Genomic DNA, 16,399 nt, shown 5'->3' on the forward strand with positions numbered 1-16,399 from the left:
TGATTAATTTAAACGGAATTTAATGTATGGCTTTTAACAAGTTTGCAAGCGTTGTGCTGGGTGTGTGTTTATGGGCGACGGGTGCATCGGCGCAGGCTATAACCGGAACACCGAAACACATGGTTTTTGCCTCGGATACTCAATATCCCTGGACCGACAAGACCGATGACCGGGAGCCGGAATCCGACGCCGAATTCGATGTTCGTTCGAAATGGCTGGTTGATACTCAGCTTGGGAGTATTGCCGAGTTCAGAAATCAGCACGGCTCTCAAGCCCAGGTGCCTTTGATGATCAATGGCGATATAACCGCTTTTGGTCATGGCTGGCAGCGTTCGTTCATGAAGGATTTACTGACCAAGCACTTCAAAGGTGAGTATTTATACGGCTTGGGTAATCACGATTATGAAAACAATGTTGATGATTGTTTTAGTAATAGCTGTGCGGCGGGAAGTATTGTCGAGTTCAAAGAGCACCATGAGGGTAAAGTCGACAGCTTTGATCTGAAAATCACCAGTGGGTTTCTCAGTAAAAAGTACTCTGGCAGTCTCGCCTATTCAAAAAACATCGGCGAAGTTCATATGGTTCAACTCAATAACGAACCGACGTATACCACCCGGATTGCTCATCCATTGAACCCGACGACATTTGAAATCAACGATGCGCTCGACTGGCTCGAGACGGACCTCAGACTGGCGCGAGCCTCGGGGTACGCCATCATCATCAATATGCATAAACCGTTGCGCCACCAGGGGACCCAGGCGCAACAGAAACGCTTCACCGATATGGTCAACAAATATCAAGTGACGGCGATCTTTGCCGGCCATTTGCATAAGGATGGAGGTGATGCTTATTGGGAGGGTAGCGTACCCATCTACCTGAGCGGCAGTACGTCTCAGCAAACCTATCTGATTGCCAGTTTCACCGAGGACCGCAAGCAGTTGCAGGTCTATCTGGTGAAGAACAATCAGTGGCGCAATCGAACGCTGATCGATACGACGCCGGTGCATTCAATCTTTGCCAAGCGCCCATAAAAAAAGCCCCGCCAGTGATTAGGCGGGGCTTTGGACGATCAGTGATTGGCCGCGTTCCATGGATTGATCAGATGAACGCCGCTGAGTTGGAAGTCGGCAACATTACGGGTGACCAGCGTCAGACCATGAACAAGCGCGGTGGCGGCGATCAAAGCGTCGCATTCATTGCTGCGATCAGGCACGTGCAGCTGTGCACATCGGCTAGCGACGGCGCTATCGACCGAGAGGATTCTTCCCGAGAATGCGGGTTTGACATGACGCTCGAGCCAGTTGCGCAGCATCCCTCCTTGTGGCGGGTCGCGGCGTTCGATACGCAGAATGCCGGTTTCCAGCTCCAGCACAGTGATGGCCGATAAATACAGGCTGGCCGGGGCGACGCTGTTTGCCCATGTCACCACCTGCTTGTCGGCCTGAGGTTTTCGCAGTTCGGAAACTACATTGGTATCCAGTAGAAACATCAGGACAGGTCCACGCTGCGAGGAGTGATGACGGCGCGCTCGGTTTCGAATTCGATGTCAGGCGCATTCGGCATCACCAGCAGATCGACGATGCTGGTCTGGCTACCGGTCAGTTTCTGGTATTCCTCGATGCTCAGCAGTACATGGGCAGGTTTGCCACGATCGGTAATGATGACCGGGCCCTGATGCGCGGCTTTTTTGGCGGCACTGGTGTCCTGGTTGAATTCGCGGCTGGAAATGGTCGTGATGGCCATCATGTTCGGCCTCCGGTGATTCTGGTGTAGAAACGTTACTACTTTGGGGTTTGCCCAGCAATCGAAAAGGTGGGTTGCGGACGATCGGTTTATCACTGTCATAACGGCACCGGCGAAAGCGCCCCGGCCAAAGGGCAGGGGCGCAGGATATTGGACGTAAATTCGCTGTGTTTTGCTGCCCCCTGTCAGGGCAATCTGCCGCCGCCAAGACCGTCCAGACCGCCGCTGTTATCTGGGCGACCTACAGGGTTTGGTGAGGGTGAGCGTGCGGGTGCCACAGGCCTATTCACCGCCGTTGCTTCATGATCATGGAGGGGCTGCAAACGTTTTGGCAGTGTGGTTTCGTCATTCTTTGACATGTAGGCTTCATCCTTGAAGGTTGACCCGATGCTGTTCATCGGAGTGGGAAAAACCTACAGGGCAGTGCTGCTCAGGTCTATTGAGCATATGTCTCAAGGCATGAATGCCAGCATGAAAAAAGGCCCCGCCAATCAACATTGGCGGGGCCTTTTGTACTTCAAGCGCTGGCCTTACTCGGCGTTCGCTTCGGGTGCTTTTTCACCGTGGGACAGGCTGTAAACATATGCCGCCAGCAGGTGCACCTTGTCGTTGCCTTGCAGTTGTTCCTGCGCAGGCATCTGGCCCTGACGGCCGTAACGGATGGTCTGCTGCAGTTGCGCGAAGCTCGAACCGTAGATGAACGCACCCGGGTGGGTCAGGTCAGGCGCGCCCATGGCGGGGGTGCCTTTGCCGGCCGGACCGTGGCAGGCCACGCAGTTGGCGGCGAACAGTTTGCCGCCGTTGGCCGGATCAGCCTTGGTGCCTTCCGGCAGCTTGCGGCCATCCAGGTTGGTCACGACAAACGCTGCCACGTCGGCAACACCTTGCTCACCAATCACTTCAGCCCAGGCCGGCATCACCGCGTGACGACCGCCCATGATGGTGGTCTTGATGGTTTCCGGCTCGCCGCCCCAGCGCCAGTCGGCGTCGGTCAGGTTAGGGAAACCGTAGGCGCCCTTGGCGTCGGAACCGTGGCACACCGAGCAGTTGGAGGCGAACAGACGGCCACCCATCTTCAGTGCTTGCGGATCCTTGGCCACTTCTTCGATTGGCATGGCAGCGAACTTGGCGAAGATCGGACCGAACTTGGCGTCCGAGCGGGCCATTTCCTTTTCCCACTCGTGCACGCCGGTCCAGCCGGTCTGGCCGTTGGCGAACGCGGTCTGCTTGTCGTTATCGAGGTAGTTGTAGCCCGGCAGCAGGCCTTTCCAGTTGCCCAGGCCCGGGTACAGCACCAGGTAACCCAAGGCAAAAATGATGGTGCCGACAAACAGCATGAACCACCATTTCGGCAGTGGGTTGTCGTACTCCTCGATCCCGTCGAAAGAGTGCCCGACCGTCTCGTCCGTCTGTTCGCTGCGCTGGCCCTTGCGGGTCGACAGCAGCAGCCAGGTCAGGGAAAAGATCGTACCGAGACTGAGGACTGTGACGTACAGACTCCAGAATGTAGTCATTCTTTGTTACTCCTAGAAGCTTGCTCGACGTGCTTGATGGCTTCGGGATCATCCGCAAAAGGCAACAAGGTCGCGTCTTCAAACTCCGACTTGCGCTTGGGGCTGAACACCCACAACGCCAGACCGATGAAGGCCACCATCACGACAACGGTGCCCAGGCCACGAATCATCCCGATATCCATCTAGATCACCGTTTGCTTTTGATGATGGTGCCCAGGCCTTGCAGATAGGCCACCAGCGCGTCCATTTCGGTTTTGCCCTTCACGGCATCCTTGGCCCCGGCGATGTCTTCGTCGGTGTAAGGAACGCCGAGCGTGCGCAACACTTCCATTTTCTTGGCAGTGTCTTTGCCGTCGAGCTTGTTTTCTACGAGGAACGGGTAAGCCGGCATTTTCGACTCAGGCACGACGTTGCGCGGGTTGTACAAGTGCGCACGCTGCCAGTCATCGGAGTAACGACCGCCAACACGGGCCAGATCTGGCCCGGTACGTTTGGAACCCCACAGGAACGGGTGATCCCAGACGCTTTCACCGGCGACCGAGTAGTGCCCATAGCGTTCGGTTTCGGCACGGAACGGACGGATCATCTGCGAGTGGCAGCCGACACAGCCGTTGGCGATGTAAACGTCGCGGCCTTCCAGTTCCAGCGCCGAACGCGGCTTCATGCCTTCGACCGGCTTGTTGGTGACGTCCTGGAAAAACAGCGGAACGATTTGGGTCAGGCCGCCAACGCTGACGGCGATGACCATGAAGAAGGCCAGCAGGCCAATATTCTTCTCGACAGCTTCATGCTTCATCAGTGAGCTCCAACGACAGCGATCTGGGCAGCGGCTTCGGCTTCAGCCGGGTTCGAGGCGCGCACGGTGCGCCAGACGTTGTAAGCCATCAGGAACATGCCGCTGGCGAAGAAAGCACCGCCCAAGGCGCGAACGATGTAGCCCGGGTGGCTGGCTTGCAGCGCTTCAACGAACGAGTAGGTGAGGGTGCCGTCGTCGTTGATTGCACGCCACATCAGGCCCTGCGTGATGCCGTTCACCCACATCGAAGCGATGTACAGCACGGTGCCGATGGTCGCGAGCCAGAAGTGCGCGTTGATCAGGCCGACACTGTGCATCTGCGCACGGCCGAACAGACGCGGGATCATGTGGTAGATCGCGCCGATCGAGATCATCGCTACCCAGCCGAGAGCGCCAGCGTGTACGTGGCCGATGGTCCAGTCGGTGTAGTGCGAGAGCGAGTTGACGGTCTTGATCGCCATCATCGGCCCTTCGAAGGTCGACATGCCGTAGAACGCCAACGAAACCACGAGGAAGCGCAGGATCGGGTCGGTGCGCAACTTATGCCAGGCGCCCGACAGGGTCATCATGCCGTTGATCATGCCGCCCCAGCTTGGCGCCAGGAGGATGATCGACATCGCCATGCCCAGCGATTGTGCCCAATCCGGCAGTGCGGTGTAGTGCAGGTGGTGTGGGCCGGCCCAGATGTACAGGGTGATCAGGGCCCAGAAGTGCACGATCGACAGACGATAGGAGTAGATCGGACGTTCGGCCTGTTTCGGCACGAAGTAGTACATCATCCCGAGGAAACCGGTGGTCAGGAAGAAGCCCACCGCGTTGTGGCCGTACCACCACTGGATCATCGCATCGGTCGCGCCGGAGTAGGCGGAGTAGGACTTGAAGAAGCTCACCGGCAGGGAGGCGTGGTTGACGATGTGCAGCATCGCCGTGACCACGATGAACGCACCGTAGAACCAGTTACCCACATAAATGTGCTTGGTTTTGCGCTTGGTAATGGTGCCAAAGAACACCAGACCGTAGGTGACCCAGACAATCGCCAGCAGAATAGCCAGTGGCCATTCCAGTTCCGCGTATTCCTTGGTGGTGGTGTAACCCAGCGGCAAGGTGATGATTGCGCCGACGATCACCGCTTGCCAGCCCCAGAAGGTGAAGGCCGCGAGGCTGTCGGAAATCAGTCGCGTCTGGCAGGTTCGCTGCACGACATAGTAGGAAGTGGCAAACAGTGCACAACCACCGAAGGCGAAAATCACCAGGTTTGTGTGCAACGGGCGCAGGCGTCCAAAGCTCGTCCACGGCAGACCGAAGTTCAACTCCGGCCAGACCAGTTGCGAGGCGATGAAGACACCGAGCCCCATGCCAAGGATCCCCCAGACCACCGTCATGATGGCGAACTGGCGGACTACCTTATAGTTATAAGCAGTCGGACTGATTGCTGTGCTCATTCTAAGGTTCCACGGTTTGGGTGTTTTATTAGGATTAAAATCGGCCGCAAGTATGCAGAGAGCAGGGGGTCATTGCAACGCGCCATGACCTGGGTCAATGCTTTCCAACGCTGATTCTGCGGCCTTTCCATGCGCCGCGTAAGGACAAAATTGGCCTCGGACAAAATGTCGCAGCGGACGAAAAAAGCGAGGGGTTCAGGTCGCTTGTAACGGGGTGTGTTCAAACGCTCAGTTCGGGTGACGGACGGTAAATGGCACGACAGCCGGTATCTACCGGCGTTTGCGGCCACATCAGTCAGCCGGTTCGCGGAACACAGCAGTCAGCATTGACCTGGAACCGGCACAAGCCAGTCCGCATCGAGCAAGCGTAGACCCGAATCAGAGGAACCGAAAGGAGAGGGTGTGAAGGGGTGCGACAATGCGTCGCAAAGGGGCTGGATGCTGCCGCACCGAGAATGGTGCGGCAGAGGTGTACGCAATGATTACTTCTTGTTGTCTTCAGTAATCAGTTTTTCTGTATTCAATCCATGTGACAGGCTGTACACATAAGCGGCAAGTAATTGCACTTTATCGTTGCCCAACAGTTCGTTCTGCGCTGGCATGTGACCCTGGCGACCATGGCGAATGGTCTGCTCGAGTTGGGTCAGGCTGGTGCCATAGATAAACCCGGCCGGGTGCGTCAGATTCGGCGCGCCCATGGCTTCAGTACCTTGGCCGGTCGCCCCATGACAGGCCACGCAAGTAGTGCTGAACGCCTGCTGTCCGGCTTGCAGGTCAGCTTTGCTGTCGGCGGGCAATGGCAGGCCGGCCAGTTCGTGACGCACATAGGCGGCCACGTTTTTCACCCCGGCTTCGCCTAACACTTCGCCCCAGGCCGGCATCGCCGCCATCCGGCCACCCATGATGGTGGTCTTGATGGTGTCGGCGTCGCCGCCCCAGCGCCAATCGCTGTCGGCAAGGTTAGGGAAACCGAACGCACCCTTGGCGTCGGAGCCGTGGCACACCGAGCAGTTGGAGGCGAACAAGCGGCCACCCATTTTCAGCGCCTGTGGGTCCTTCGCCACTTCTTCCAGCGGCATGGCGGCGAACTTGGCGAAGATCGGCCCGAATTTGGCGTCGGCCTTATTCATTTCCTTTTCCCACTCGTGCACACCGGTCCAACCATCCTCGTAACCGGGAAGAATGCCTTTCCAGTTGCCCAGGCCCGGATAGAGGATCAGATAGCCCACGGAAAACACCAGCGTGCCGGCGAACAGCATGAACCACCACTGCGGCAGCGGGTTGTCGTACTCCTCGATGCCGTCGAAGCTATGGCCCATGGTCTGGTCTACGCTGCCCTTGGTCTCGCCCCGGCGCGTGCCGATCAGCAGCCACGTCAGGCCGATCAGGCTGCCGATGGTCAGTACGCAGATCCACGTACTCCAGAAGGTGGTCATGGCCGGGTACTCCTTGTCTCATTTACTGGGGTTGTGTCGGGTTGCGGCTCGTCGGCGAACGGCAGCAGACGCGCTTCGGCGAATTCCGGGGTGCGCTTGCGGTTGAATACCCACAAAGTCAAACCGACGAAAGCTATAAACACGACAACGGTGCCTAAACCACGGATCAGCCCTGTGCTCATTTCAATGACCATGGCTCACCTCTTGCTCTTGATCGCAGTGCCGAGCACTTGCAGGTAGGAGACGAGGGCGTCCATTTCGGTCTTGCCCTTGAGGCTGGCCACCGCACCGCTGATGTCGTCGTCGGTGTACGGCACGCCGAGGGTGCGCATGGTCTTGAGCTTGGTTTCGGTGTGGCTGCTGTCGACCGCTTGCGTGACCAGCCACGGATAGGCCGGCATTTTCGATTCCGGTACGACGTTGCGCGGGTTGTACAAGTGCGCGCGGTGCCAGTCATCCGAGTAACGCGCGCCGACCCGGGCGAGGTCCGGACCGGTACGTTTCGAACCCCACAGGAACGGGTGATCCCACACGCTTTCGCCCGCAACCGAGTAGTGCCCGTAGCGCTCGGTTTCGGCGCGGAACGGGCGGATCATCTGCGAGTGGCAACCGACGCAGCCTTCGCGGATGTAGATGTCGCGGCCTTCCAGTTGCAGCGCGGTGTAGGGCTTCATGCCTTCCACCGGTTTGTTGGTGACGTCCTGGAAGAACAGCGGGACGATCTGGGTCAGGCCGCCGATGCTCACGGCGAACACCATGAGCAACATCAACAGGCCAACGTTCTTTTCAATCGTTTCGTGTTTCATGGCGGACTCCTCAGGCCATCTGCGCGGCAGCAACGACGTCAGCAGGCCGCGAGGCCCGCACTGTGCGCCAGGTGTTGTAAGCCATCAGGAACATGCCGCTGAGGAAGATCGCCCCACCAATCAGCCGCACGACGAAGCCTGGGTGGCTGGCCACCAGGGTTTCGACGAAGGAGTAGGTCAGCGTGCCGTCCTCGTTCACCGCGCGCCACATCAGGCCTTGGGCGATGCCGTTGACCCACATCGAGGCGATGTAGAGCACGGTGCCGATGGTCGCGAGCCAGAAGTGCGCGTTGATCAAACCGACGCTGTGCATCTGCGCCTTGCCGAAGATTTTCGGGATCATGTGGTACAGCGCGCCGATCGAGATCATCGCCACCCAGCCGAGGGCGCCGGCATGTACGTGGCCGATGGTCCAGTCGGTGTAGTGGGAGAGGGCGTTGACGGTCTTGATCGCCATCATCGGACCTTCGAAGGTCGACATGCCGTAGAACGCCAGCGAGACCACAAGGAAACGCAGGATCGGGTCGCTGCGCAATTTATGCCAGGCGCCTGAGAGGGTCATCATGCCGTTGATCATGCCGCCCCAGCTCGGTGCCAGCAGAATCAGCGACATCACCATGCCCAGCGACTGTGCCCAGTCTGGCAGCGCGGTGTAGTGCAAGTGGTGCGGGCCGGCCCAGATGTACAGGGTGATCAATGCCCAGAAGTGCACGATCGACAGGCGATACGAATACACCGGACGCTCGGCCTGTTTCGGCACGAAGTAGTACATCATCCCGAGGAAACCGGCGGTGAGGAAAAAGCCTACGGCGTTGTGGCCGTACCACCATTGCACCATCGCGTCGGTTGCACCGGCGTACACCGAGTACGACTTGGTGAAACTCACCGGCAATTCAAGGTTGTTGACGATGTGCAGAATCGCCACGGTGATTATGAACGCGCCGAAGAACCAGTTGCCCACGTAGATGTGCTTGGTCTTGCGCTGCATGATCGTGCCGAAGAACACGATGGCGTAGGCGACCCAGACGATGGTGATCAGGATGTCGATCGGCCATTCCAGTTCGGCATATTCCTTGGAGCTGGTGTAACCCAGTGGCAGGCTGATCGCCGCCAGCAGGATCACCAACTGCCAGCCCCAGAAGCAGAACGCGGCGATTTTTGGTGCAAACAACTGGGTTTGGCAGGTGCGTTGCACCGAGTAAAACGAACTGGCGAACAGCGCACAGCCGCCGAACGCGAAGATCACCGCGTTGGTGTGCAGCGGGCGCAGACGGCCGAAACTGGTCCAGGGTAAATTGAAGTTGAGTTCGGGCCAGACCAATTGAGCCGCGAGAAAAACCCCGAGGCCCATGCCGACGATGCCCCACACCACCGTCATAATGGCGAATTGGCGGACCACCTTGTAGTTGTAGGCGGTACTGATAGAAGTGTTCATGGTTCCCCATCCACGGTTCAGCCGAAGTGAGCGCGCGCAAGACACGCGGCGAATCCTTCGTCTGGAGTTATAGGCAGACTAAAAGCGAGGCAAGCATGGACAAACAGCACAAGGCCAGTATTGACGGGGATCAATGGGCGCAGTGCGTGCGTGATCATGGGTGGCTTTGGGATGCTGCTGAGGGTAAGGCGTCGGCGACGTTGATCCTTGCTCACGGGGCGGGGGCGCCGATGGATAGCGATTGGATGACGGATATGGCTGGGCGCCTTGCCGGGCTTGGCATCAACGTGTTGCGGTTTGAGTTTGCGTATATGGCGCAGCGGCGGGTGGATGGGGTGAAGCGGCCGCCGAATCCTGCTGCGAAACTGCAGGAATGCTGGCGCGAAGTGTTTGCCGAAGTGCGACGTCATGTCGCTGGGCCGCTGGGGATCGGCGGCAAGTCCATGGGCGGGCGGATGGCGAGTCTTTTGGCTGACGAATTGGGCGTTGATGCGTTGGTGTGTTTGGGCTATCCGTTTTATGCAGTGGGTAAACCGGAGAAACCGCGGGTTGAGCATTTGGCTTCTTTGCAGACGCGGACTTTGATTGTGCAGGGGGAGCGGGATGCGCTGGGTAATCGGGAGGCGGTTGAGGCTTACACCTTGTCACCGAGTATTGAGGTGACGTGGTTAGCTGCCGGCGATCATGACCTCAAGCCATTAAAGGTTTCCGGGTTTACCCATGAACAGCATTTGGCCAGCGCCGCGCAGAAAGTATCCGAGTTTCTCAAGGGTTAACCGAGATCCCGAACTGCATAAAGATCGGCTCCCTTTCCCCCTCGCCCCCTTGGGGGCGGTCCGACGTTTCGGGAGGGCTGGGGTGAGGGGGTAGATCTTGAACACTGCACATTTTTCGATCTATGTGCATATCCGTTGCTGCGGTTAAGCCCACTTAGGGTTTCGCCCTTACGGCGACTCACTTTTTTTACAAACGCCTAAAAAAAGTAAGCAAAAAAACGCTTGCTCCTACGTGCGGCCCACTCGCTAAAGCTCGGGGTCCCTTCGCTCCGGGATCGATCCGGGCGCAGCGCCTACGGTTTGCTTCGCTGCACCTCCTCTCGCTGTGTTTGGCTTCGCCAAACGGTCGCTGCGCTCCCACGCCCGGATCAATCCCTCCACTCAGCCTTCCGACGTCGCTCGTGGATCAAGATCAAAAGCAGGCGAGCTGACACTCGGCCTATTGAGTGGTGAAGAGCACGGCGCGCTTGGCTTTGGTTTTTGTGGTGTTCTCGCCCCTCACCCCAGCCCTCTCCCGAGGGAGAGGGAGCCGATTTTTGGGCTTTTCAAAGCCTGAGTTCAACGCGCTATTGCACGTCGGCGTACCTCTCCCAAACACCGCGATCAGTCCCCTCTCCCTCGGGAAGAGGGCTAGGGTGAGGGGCTTTTGATCTGTTTCAGAATCTGAGTTCGACTTGTTATCGCACGTCGGCGTATCTCTTCCATTCCATGCGGTCAGTCCCCTCTCCCTCTGGGAGAGGGTTAGGGTGAGGGGCAATTTCGCTGACACGATAAAGAACTGGAAGCGCTCACTGTCCGGCATTTCCCTTGCACAAACGTGATTTTGTGAGCACGTTTAAATTACACAACCCGTTACGCCTCGGGGCCTACAACACCTTGCGCCGTTACCTACGCGTACGCCAGAATCCGCCGGCTTACACGACTACAGGCCGGGCTATATCGTTTCCTTGTCACTGAAAAACAGTGATCGGGTTTGGTAGCCCGCCTTAAATTGTCGTTGTTGCGACACTGTCGATGCTGTCTCCTTTTTGAGATATGGCTTTGTATGGTGGGCATGCGTGGGGCTCCTCTGTGAGCGCCGGGTTACCCAATTTGACCGGTCTACCAACCCGCGCATGGCCGCCACCCGCCGTTTGGTAGCGAGGGTGATGGCTCCCGTTTTTTCAAATTGGAGCTTTATCTATGTTCAAAATCACACCAAACCCACCACCCACTGATCCAATCCCCCACGACCCAGCGCTCAGCCCGCAAAAGATCAAAGAAGCAACCGACCGCGCCCTCGACTATTACCTCAGACCCGAAGCACTGGGGGCTCCACCAAGCTCGCCAAAATTTCGCCCGGTCTATCTCGTCGACCCCACGCTGGATGACGAAACCCTGCTGGTCGAGGCGAGCGAGTCGCTTTCATACGCCCACGCCATGGCCGGCAACATCGCCAACTCAATAGGCGGCCCGGAGCGCAAACCGCTGCTGGCGCTGCAACAGGTGATCATGCTCAACGAGCTGTTGGTCAATCGACTGCTGGATAAGCTGAAGTTGCCTCAGTAGTTTGCAGTGGTCTAATTTCCCCGGACACCCCGATAGGTGGAAAATACATCTATCGAGGAGTTATTCATGACTAAAAAACGCAGGGCATTCGACGACAGCTTCAAGCTGCAAGTCGTGAAGATGATCAAGGATCAGGGACTGACCGTTACGCAGGTTTGCCAGGATCTGAACATTGGTGAGACAGCCGTTCGACGCTGGGTTCAGCAATACGAGGCAGAGCAACTGGGACAGGCCGGAATCGGCAAGCCATTGACGGCGGAACAGCGGCGCATCCGGCAGTTGGAGCAGGAAAATCGGCAGCTCAAGATGGACAACGACATCTTAAAAAAGGCTACCGCCTTCTTTGCCCGCGAGCTGAAGTAACGTATCGACTGGTTCGGCAGCTGCAACAGAAGGCTTACTCAGTGGCACATGTCTGTCGGTTGCTGAGCATCAGTCGTTCGGGCTTCTATGAGTCTCAGAAGCGTGCTGATGCACCTGTTCGGCAGAGTTGTCCTGTTGTTGTGCAACTCAAGGCGTCTTTTACCGAGAGTGGAGGCTGCTACGGCAGCCGCCCTTTGCGCGACGCTTTGCGTGCCAAGGGCATGCTTGTCGGGCTGTATAAAATCCGTCGTTTGATGCGAGCTAATGGGCTGCGTTCGGCTTGGAAGCGCAAGTTTGTACACACGACCGATAGCAATCATGACCTGCCGATTGCAGAGAATGTACTGGGCAGAAAATTTGATCAAGTGGCGCCAAACAAGGCTTGGGTGGCTGACATCACCTATATCCGCACCCGCAGTGGCTGGCTGTATCTGGCCGTGGTATTGGACTTGTTTTCACGCAAGATAGTGGGCTGGTCGATGGCTCCGAATATGCCGGCAGAGCTGGTGTGCACCGCGATGCAACTGGCTATCGCGCAGCGTCAACCGCCGCCAGGCTTGATTGCCCACTCAGATCGGGGTAGCCAATATGCGAGTGCAACTTACAGAGAATTACTGGCAAGAAACGGCATGCAGCAGAGCATGAGCCGCAAAGGTAATTGCTGGGACAACGCAGTGATGGAGCGCTTCTTTTTGAGTTTGAAAATGGAGCGGGTATGGCGCCGTGACTACGCGAACCATGCTGAAGCAATCCGCGACATCACCGAGTACATCGTTGGGTTTTACAACAACGAACGGTTGCACTCGAAACTGGGATATCTGCCACCGACCGCTTACGAGCGGGCGATGGCGTCAAAACCACCTATCGAGGTGTCCGGAATTAGTTGACCACTGCAGTTATTGGGCCGGCCCTCACCCTAACCCTCTCCCAGAGGTAGAGGGGACTGACCGAGGTGAATGTGCCAGGTGCACCGACTTGAGATACCGAGTCGAACTCAAATTCTGAAATGCACAGAGATCGGCTCCCTTTCCCCCTCGCCCCCTTGGGGGGAGAGGGCTGGGGTGAGGGGGAGATATTCAATGACACAACAAAAAACCCGGAAGCTCTCGCTTTCCGGGTTTTTTGTTATCGCCAGTTCAATCAGCGGTTAAACCGCTCCACCAACGAGTACTGCGTATTCGCTGTCTTCGTCAGCTCTTCACTCAACAACGCCGAGTTATGCGCCTGTTCCGACGTCTGATCCGCCAGTTCCGAAATATTGCTGATGTTGCGGCTGATCTCTTCAGCCACCGCACTTTGCTCTTCCGTCGCTGCAGCAATCTGCGTGGTCATGTCGGTGATGTTGGCCACCGCTTCACTGATACCGACCAACGCCTGATCCGCTTCCAGCACCCGCGCTACACCTTCTTCAGCCTGACGATGTCCGGCTTCCATGGTTTGCACGGCACTCGAAGCCGTCTGCTGCAACTTGGCGATCAGGGCATGAATCTGCCCGGTCGATTCGCTGGTGCGTTGCGCCAGTTGACGCACTTCGTCAGCCACCACGGCAAAACCACGGCCCATCTCACCGGCACGCGCTGCTTCAATCGCAGCGTTCAGGGCGAGCAGGTTGGTCTGGTCGGCGATGCCTTTGATCACATCAACCACGCCGCCGATTTCGTCACTGTCCTTGGCCAGTTGCGTCACGGTCAGGCCGGTTTCCCCGACGACTACAGACAGACGCTGAATGGCTTCGCGGGTTTCGCCGGCGATGTCACGGCCGCGACCGGTCAGGCGATTGGCTTCCTGAGTGGCGTCAGCGGTGCGCTGGACATGGCTCGCCACTTCCTGAGTGGTCGCGGCCATCTGGTTGACGGCGGTGGCGACCTGTTCGGTTTCCACGCGCTGACGTTCCAGGCCGCTGGAACTGTTGTGCGCCAGGACGTCGGACTGCTTGGCCTGATCGGTCAGGTGTTCGGCGGTGTCCTGCAGACGGGTCAGGCAGGTTTTCAGGCGTGCTTCCTGGCTGAGGATCGACATTTCCAGACGCGCCTGGGCGCCACGGCTGTCGGTGTACATCTGCGCGATAAGCGGGTCGGAAGTGGTCTGCTCGGCCAAGCGCAGCAGGCGTTTCAGCCCGCGTTGCTGCCATTGCAGGCCCATCAGGCCCAGTGGCACCGACAGACCGGCGGCGAGGGCGAAGCCCCAGTGCGAGTTGAGGGTCGCGCCGATCACGAAGCTCAGTTGGCTGACCAGAATGAACGGCAGCCAGTCCTGCAGCACCGGCAGCCATTTATCGCTGGAAGGGATCGCCGACTTGCCCTGGTTGATGCGTTGGTAGAGCGCTTCGGCGCGGCGGATCTGTTCGGCCGTGGGTTTGATCCGCACCGACTCGTAACCGACCACCTGATTGCCGTCGAACACCGGAGTCACATAGGCGTTCACCCAGTAGTGGTCACCGGATTTGCAGCGATTCTTGACAATGCCCATCCATGGCAAGCCTTGTTTCAATGTGCCCCACATGTGCGAAAACACCGCCGCCGGGACGTCGGGGTGACGGACCAGGTTGTGCGGCGCACGGATCAGCTCTTCACGCGAAAACCCGCTGATCTCGACGAAAGCGTCGTTGCAGTAGGTGATCACGCCCTTGGCGTCGGTTGTGGAAATCAACCGCTGCTGAGCCGGGAAAGTCCGTTCGCGTTGTGTAATGGGCTGGTTGTTACGCATGGTTTTTCAATCCGCAAGGCTTTGAAAGGTTGTCGGCGGTGACAGCTTTTTATTGAAATTTTTTTTCAATAATCAGCACGGCGTCGCAAAACGGCGCTTGCTTCAGCCGGCGAGCATCGGATAAGTGAACAAACCAAAATGCAGCAGGTTCAGGCCGAAATGCGTGGCGATCGCCGCGCCGAGCCCGCCAAAACGGTAGGCCAGACCATAGCCGACACCCGCCAGCCCTGCCAGCAACACCCAGGTCCAGCCTGCGCCGGCATGCACCAGTCCAAACAGCAAAGAGGCCAGCAGCAGGGCGAGATTTTCTCCGTAGGGCAGATTTTTGAAACGCTGACTGAGGCCGCCCTGTATATAGCCGCGAAACAGCGCTTCCTCGACCAAGGTCACCAGCAGCAGATTGTTCAGCACCCACAGCCACGCTTGATCAGGCCACTTCGGTGCCCAGGCGATCACGCCCAGCAACAGCGCGCCGCCAATGGCAAGAACCGCGCTCAGCGTCAGGGCGAGGGCGGTGGCGTAGACGCTCAGGCGCAACGAACGTCGCCCGACAATCCACGGGCACACCAGCAACAACCAGAAGCCAACCAGCGGTTTGTCGAGGTTCAGGTACATCGCGAACGGCACGGCGTTGTCGGTGAAGCGTTGCGGATCAATGGCGCGACCGTTGGCGAAGCCCGGTAGCCAGTGCAATGCCAACGCCACGGCCAGCACGATGAACAGGCCATGGCCGAGAAAACGTGCGACCGGCACTTTCTGCAGATGCACGGCGAAACCTGCGAACACCAGCAGCCCAATGGAAATCAGCGCCAGCCAGCCGAGGTGGCCGTAACTCAGCGCCCATCCGTAACCGAGGCTGAGAAGCGCCAGATAGAGCCATGGCAAAGCCTTCATCGAAAGTCCCTGTGCAAATTTGTGGAAGGGCTTTCTACACGGACGAGCGGCGGGGGACAAGTGAAGGTGAGGCGGCAAACCGGGACAACTCCAATACCGTTGGCCAAACATAAATCCCAATGTGGGAGCGAGCTTGCTCGCGAAAGCGGTGTGACAGGCAATAGTTGTTTCGACTGATACACCGCATTCGCGAGCAAGCTCGCTCCCACAGGGGATTGGTATTCCAAAAAGGGTTTTGCGTTTGGCGTGGGATCTAGCGCAAGTTAAGTTTCGCCGCCGCACGCTCGGTGATTTCCGTGCGCAGCTTCAGCGATGGCGCTGCACGCAAACGTGCTTCATCGACAATCTCACTCGGCGCAGTCTCCGGGCTGCCCGCGTTGAACGGCGGCGCCGGGGCATATTCCAATTGCAACTGGATCAACTGCGCCGCATCGGCCCCCACCAACTCTTCAGCCAGCACCAGCGCAAAATCAATCCCCGCCGTGATCCCGCCGCCGGTAAACAGATTGCCGTCACGCACCACCCGATCCTTCACCGCGATCGCCCCCAGCGTCGGCAGCAGATCGTGATACGCCCAATGCGTGGTCGCCCGTTTGCCTTGCAGCAGACCCGCCGCGCCGAGCACCAGCGAACCGGTGCACACCGATGTCACGTACTTCGCCTGCGCAGCCTGACGCTTGATGAAAGCCAGCGTCAGCTCATCTTCCATCAGCGCGCCGACGCCACCACCACCCGGTACACAGATCACATCCAGATCCGGGCAATCCTCAAACGTGGTGGTTGGTTTCAGCAGCAGTCCGGTGCTGGCGGTGACCGGCATCAGATCCTTCCAGATCAAGTGCACCTGCACGCCCGGCAGCGAGGCGAGCACGTCATACGGCCCGGTCAGGTCGAGTTGCTGAACCTGCGGGAACAACAGAAAACCGATCTGCAACGTCAT

General features: G+C 58.1%; 17 protein-coding genes. 4 read left to right on the forward strand and 13 right to left on the reverse strand.

Annotated features, from left to right (window positions below; genetic code table 11):
* Window positions 1–26 precede the first annotated feature (26 nt).
* The gene (locus tag CLU80_RS23165) at window positions 27–1,031 is read left to right on the forward strand and encodes a metallophosphoesterase family protein (protein WP_099758477.1); all 1,005 of its coding nucleotides are present in this window, start codon (window positions 27–29) and stop codon (window positions 1,029–1,031) included.
* Between the two features lie 38 nt (window positions 1,032–1,069).
* On the opposite strand, the gene CLU80_RS23170 is transcribed toward CLU80_RS23165, so the two are convergent.
* The 10 genes from CLU80_RS23170 to ccoN (CLU80_RS23215) form a co-directional block, all read right to left on the reverse strand.
* Window positions 1,070–1,489 carry a type II toxin-antitoxin system VapC family toxin gene (locus CLU80_RS23170; protein WP_099758478.1) on the reverse strand — a complete coding sequence of 140 codons (420 nt, stop codon included), beginning with the start codon at window positions 1,487–1,489 and terminating at the stop codon, window positions 1,070–1,072.
* The gene (locus CLU80_RS23175; protein WP_175559588.1) at window positions 1,489–1,743 is read right to left on the reverse strand and encodes a type II toxin-antitoxin system Phd/YefM family antitoxin; all 255 of its coding nucleotides are present in this window, start codon (window positions 1,741–1,743) and stop codon (window positions 1,489–1,491) included. Before CLU80_RS23175 ends, CLU80_RS23170 begins: the two co-directional genes overlap by 1 nt.
* A 530-nt stretch (window positions 1,744–2,273) precedes the next feature.
* Window positions 2,274–3,257, reverse strand: coding sequence for a cytochrome-c oxidase, cbb3-type subunit III (gene ccoP / locus CLU80_RS23180; protein WP_093431872.1), 984 nt, complete (start codon window positions 3,255–3,257; stop codon window positions 2,274–2,276).
* Window positions 3,254–3,439 (reverse strand): CcoQ/FixQ family Cbb3-type cytochrome c oxidase assembly chaperone, encoded by a 186-nt coding sequence (locus CLU80_RS23185; protein WP_003175465.1) that lies wholly within the window; start codon window positions 3,437–3,439, stop codon window positions 3,254–3,256. The genes ccoP (CLU80_RS23180) and CLU80_RS23185 overlap by 4 nt, the downstream gene beginning before the upstream one ends.
* 5 nt (window positions 3,440–3,444) lie before the next feature.
* On the reverse strand, window positions 3,445–4,053 hold the full coding sequence (ccoO, locus tag CLU80_RS23190) for a cytochrome-c oxidase, cbb3-type subunit II (protein ID WP_095047713.1): 609 nt from the start codon (window positions 4,051–4,053) through the stop codon (window positions 3,445–3,447).
* Window positions 4,053–5,495, reverse strand: a complete 1,443-nt coding sequence (ccoN, locus tag CLU80_RS23195; protein ID WP_093431876.1) for a cytochrome-c oxidase, cbb3-type subunit I — start codon at window positions 5,493–5,495, stop codon at window positions 4,053–4,055. The genes ccoO (CLU80_RS23190) and ccoN (CLU80_RS23195) overlap by 1 nt, the downstream gene beginning before the upstream one ends.
* 482 nt (window positions 5,496–5,977) lie before the next feature.
* Window positions 5,978–6,931: a cytochrome-c oxidase, cbb3-type subunit III gene (ccoP, locus tag CLU80_RS23200; RefSeq protein WP_099758479.1), complete on the reverse strand. Its 954-nt coding sequence runs from the start codon at window positions 6,929–6,931 to the stop codon at window positions 5,978–5,980.
* Window positions 6,928–7,125 carry a cbb3-type cytochrome oxidase subunit 3 gene (locus CLU80_RS23205; RefSeq protein WP_095047711.1) on the reverse strand — a complete coding sequence of 66 codons (198 nt, stop codon included), beginning with the start codon at window positions 7,123–7,125 and terminating at the stop codon, window positions 6,928–6,930. The genes ccoP (CLU80_RS23200) and CLU80_RS23205 overlap by 4 nt, the downstream gene beginning before the upstream one ends.
* Window positions 7,126–7,128: 3 nt before the next feature.
* Complete coding sequence (gene ccoO / locus CLU80_RS23210) at window positions 7,129–7,737, reverse strand: cytochrome-c oxidase, cbb3-type subunit II (RefSeq protein WP_003223389.1); 609 nt, start codon at window positions 7,735–7,737, stop codon at window positions 7,129–7,131.
* Window positions 7,738–7,747: 10 nt separating this feature from the next.
* Window positions 7,748–9,172 (reverse strand): cytochrome-c oxidase, cbb3-type subunit I, encoded by a 1,425-nt coding sequence (gene ccoN, locus CLU80_RS23215; protein WP_099758480.1) that lies wholly within the window; start codon window positions 9,170–9,172, stop codon window positions 7,748–7,750.
* A gap of 95 nt (window positions 9,173–9,267) precedes the next feature.
* Between ccoN (CLU80_RS23215) and CLU80_RS23220 the strand changes: the two genes are divergently transcribed.
* The 3 genes from CLU80_RS23220 (at window position 9,268) to CLU80_RS23235 (ending at window position 12,746) form a co-directional block, all read left to right on the forward strand.
* The gene (locus CLU80_RS23220) at window positions 9,268–9,948 is read left to right on the forward strand and encodes an alpha/beta family hydrolase (RefSeq protein ID WP_099758481.1); all 681 of its coding nucleotides are present in this window, start codon (window positions 9,268–9,270) and stop codon (window positions 9,946–9,948) included.
* A 1,182-nt stretch (window positions 9,949–11,130) separates the two neighbouring features.
* Entirely contained in the window at window positions 11,131–11,496 is a 366-nt protein-coding gene (locus tag CLU80_RS23230) for a DUF6124 family protein (protein ID WP_099758482.1), read from the forward strand.
* Between the two features lie 66 nt (window positions 11,497–11,562).
* A protein-coding gene (locus tag CLU80_RS23235) for an IS3 family transposase (protein WP_286079761.1) occupies window positions 11,563–12,746 on the forward strand; the annotation gives its coding sequence in 2 pieces (ribosomal slippage) (window positions 11,563–11,827 and window positions 11,827–12,746; 1,185 coding nt in all).
* A 253-nt stretch (window positions 12,747–12,999) separates the two neighbouring features.
* Here CLU80_RS23235 and CLU80_RS23240 read toward each other — a convergent pair.
* The 3 genes from CLU80_RS23240 to inhA form a co-directional block, all read right to left on the reverse strand.
* Window positions 13,000–14,565 carry a methyl-accepting chemotaxis protein gene (locus CLU80_RS23240; protein WP_099758483.1) on the reverse strand — a complete coding sequence of 522 codons (1,566 nt, stop codon included), beginning with the start codon at window positions 14,563–14,565 and terminating at the stop codon, window positions 13,000–13,002.
* A 102-nt stretch (window positions 14,566–14,667) separates the two neighbouring features.
* The gene (locus tag CLU80_RS23245) at window positions 14,668–15,459 is read right to left on the reverse strand and encodes a CPBP family intramembrane glutamic endopeptidase (protein WP_099758484.1); all 792 of its coding nucleotides are present in this window, start codon (window positions 15,457–15,459) and stop codon (window positions 14,668–14,670) included.
* A 253-nt stretch (window positions 15,460–15,712) separates the two neighbouring features.
* Window positions 15,713–16,399 carry an isonitrile hydratase gene (inhA, locus tag CLU80_RS23250; protein WP_093431900.1) on the reverse strand — a complete coding sequence of 229 codons (687 nt, stop codon included), beginning with the start codon at window positions 16,397–16,399 and terminating at the stop codon, window positions 15,713–15,715.

Origin of the sequence: Pseudomonas sp. 29, assembly GCF_002754355.1 — a bacterium.
Lineage (GTDB): Bacteria > Pseudomonadota > Gammaproteobacteria > Pseudomonadales > Pseudomonadaceae > Aquipseudomonas > Aquipseudomonas neuropathica.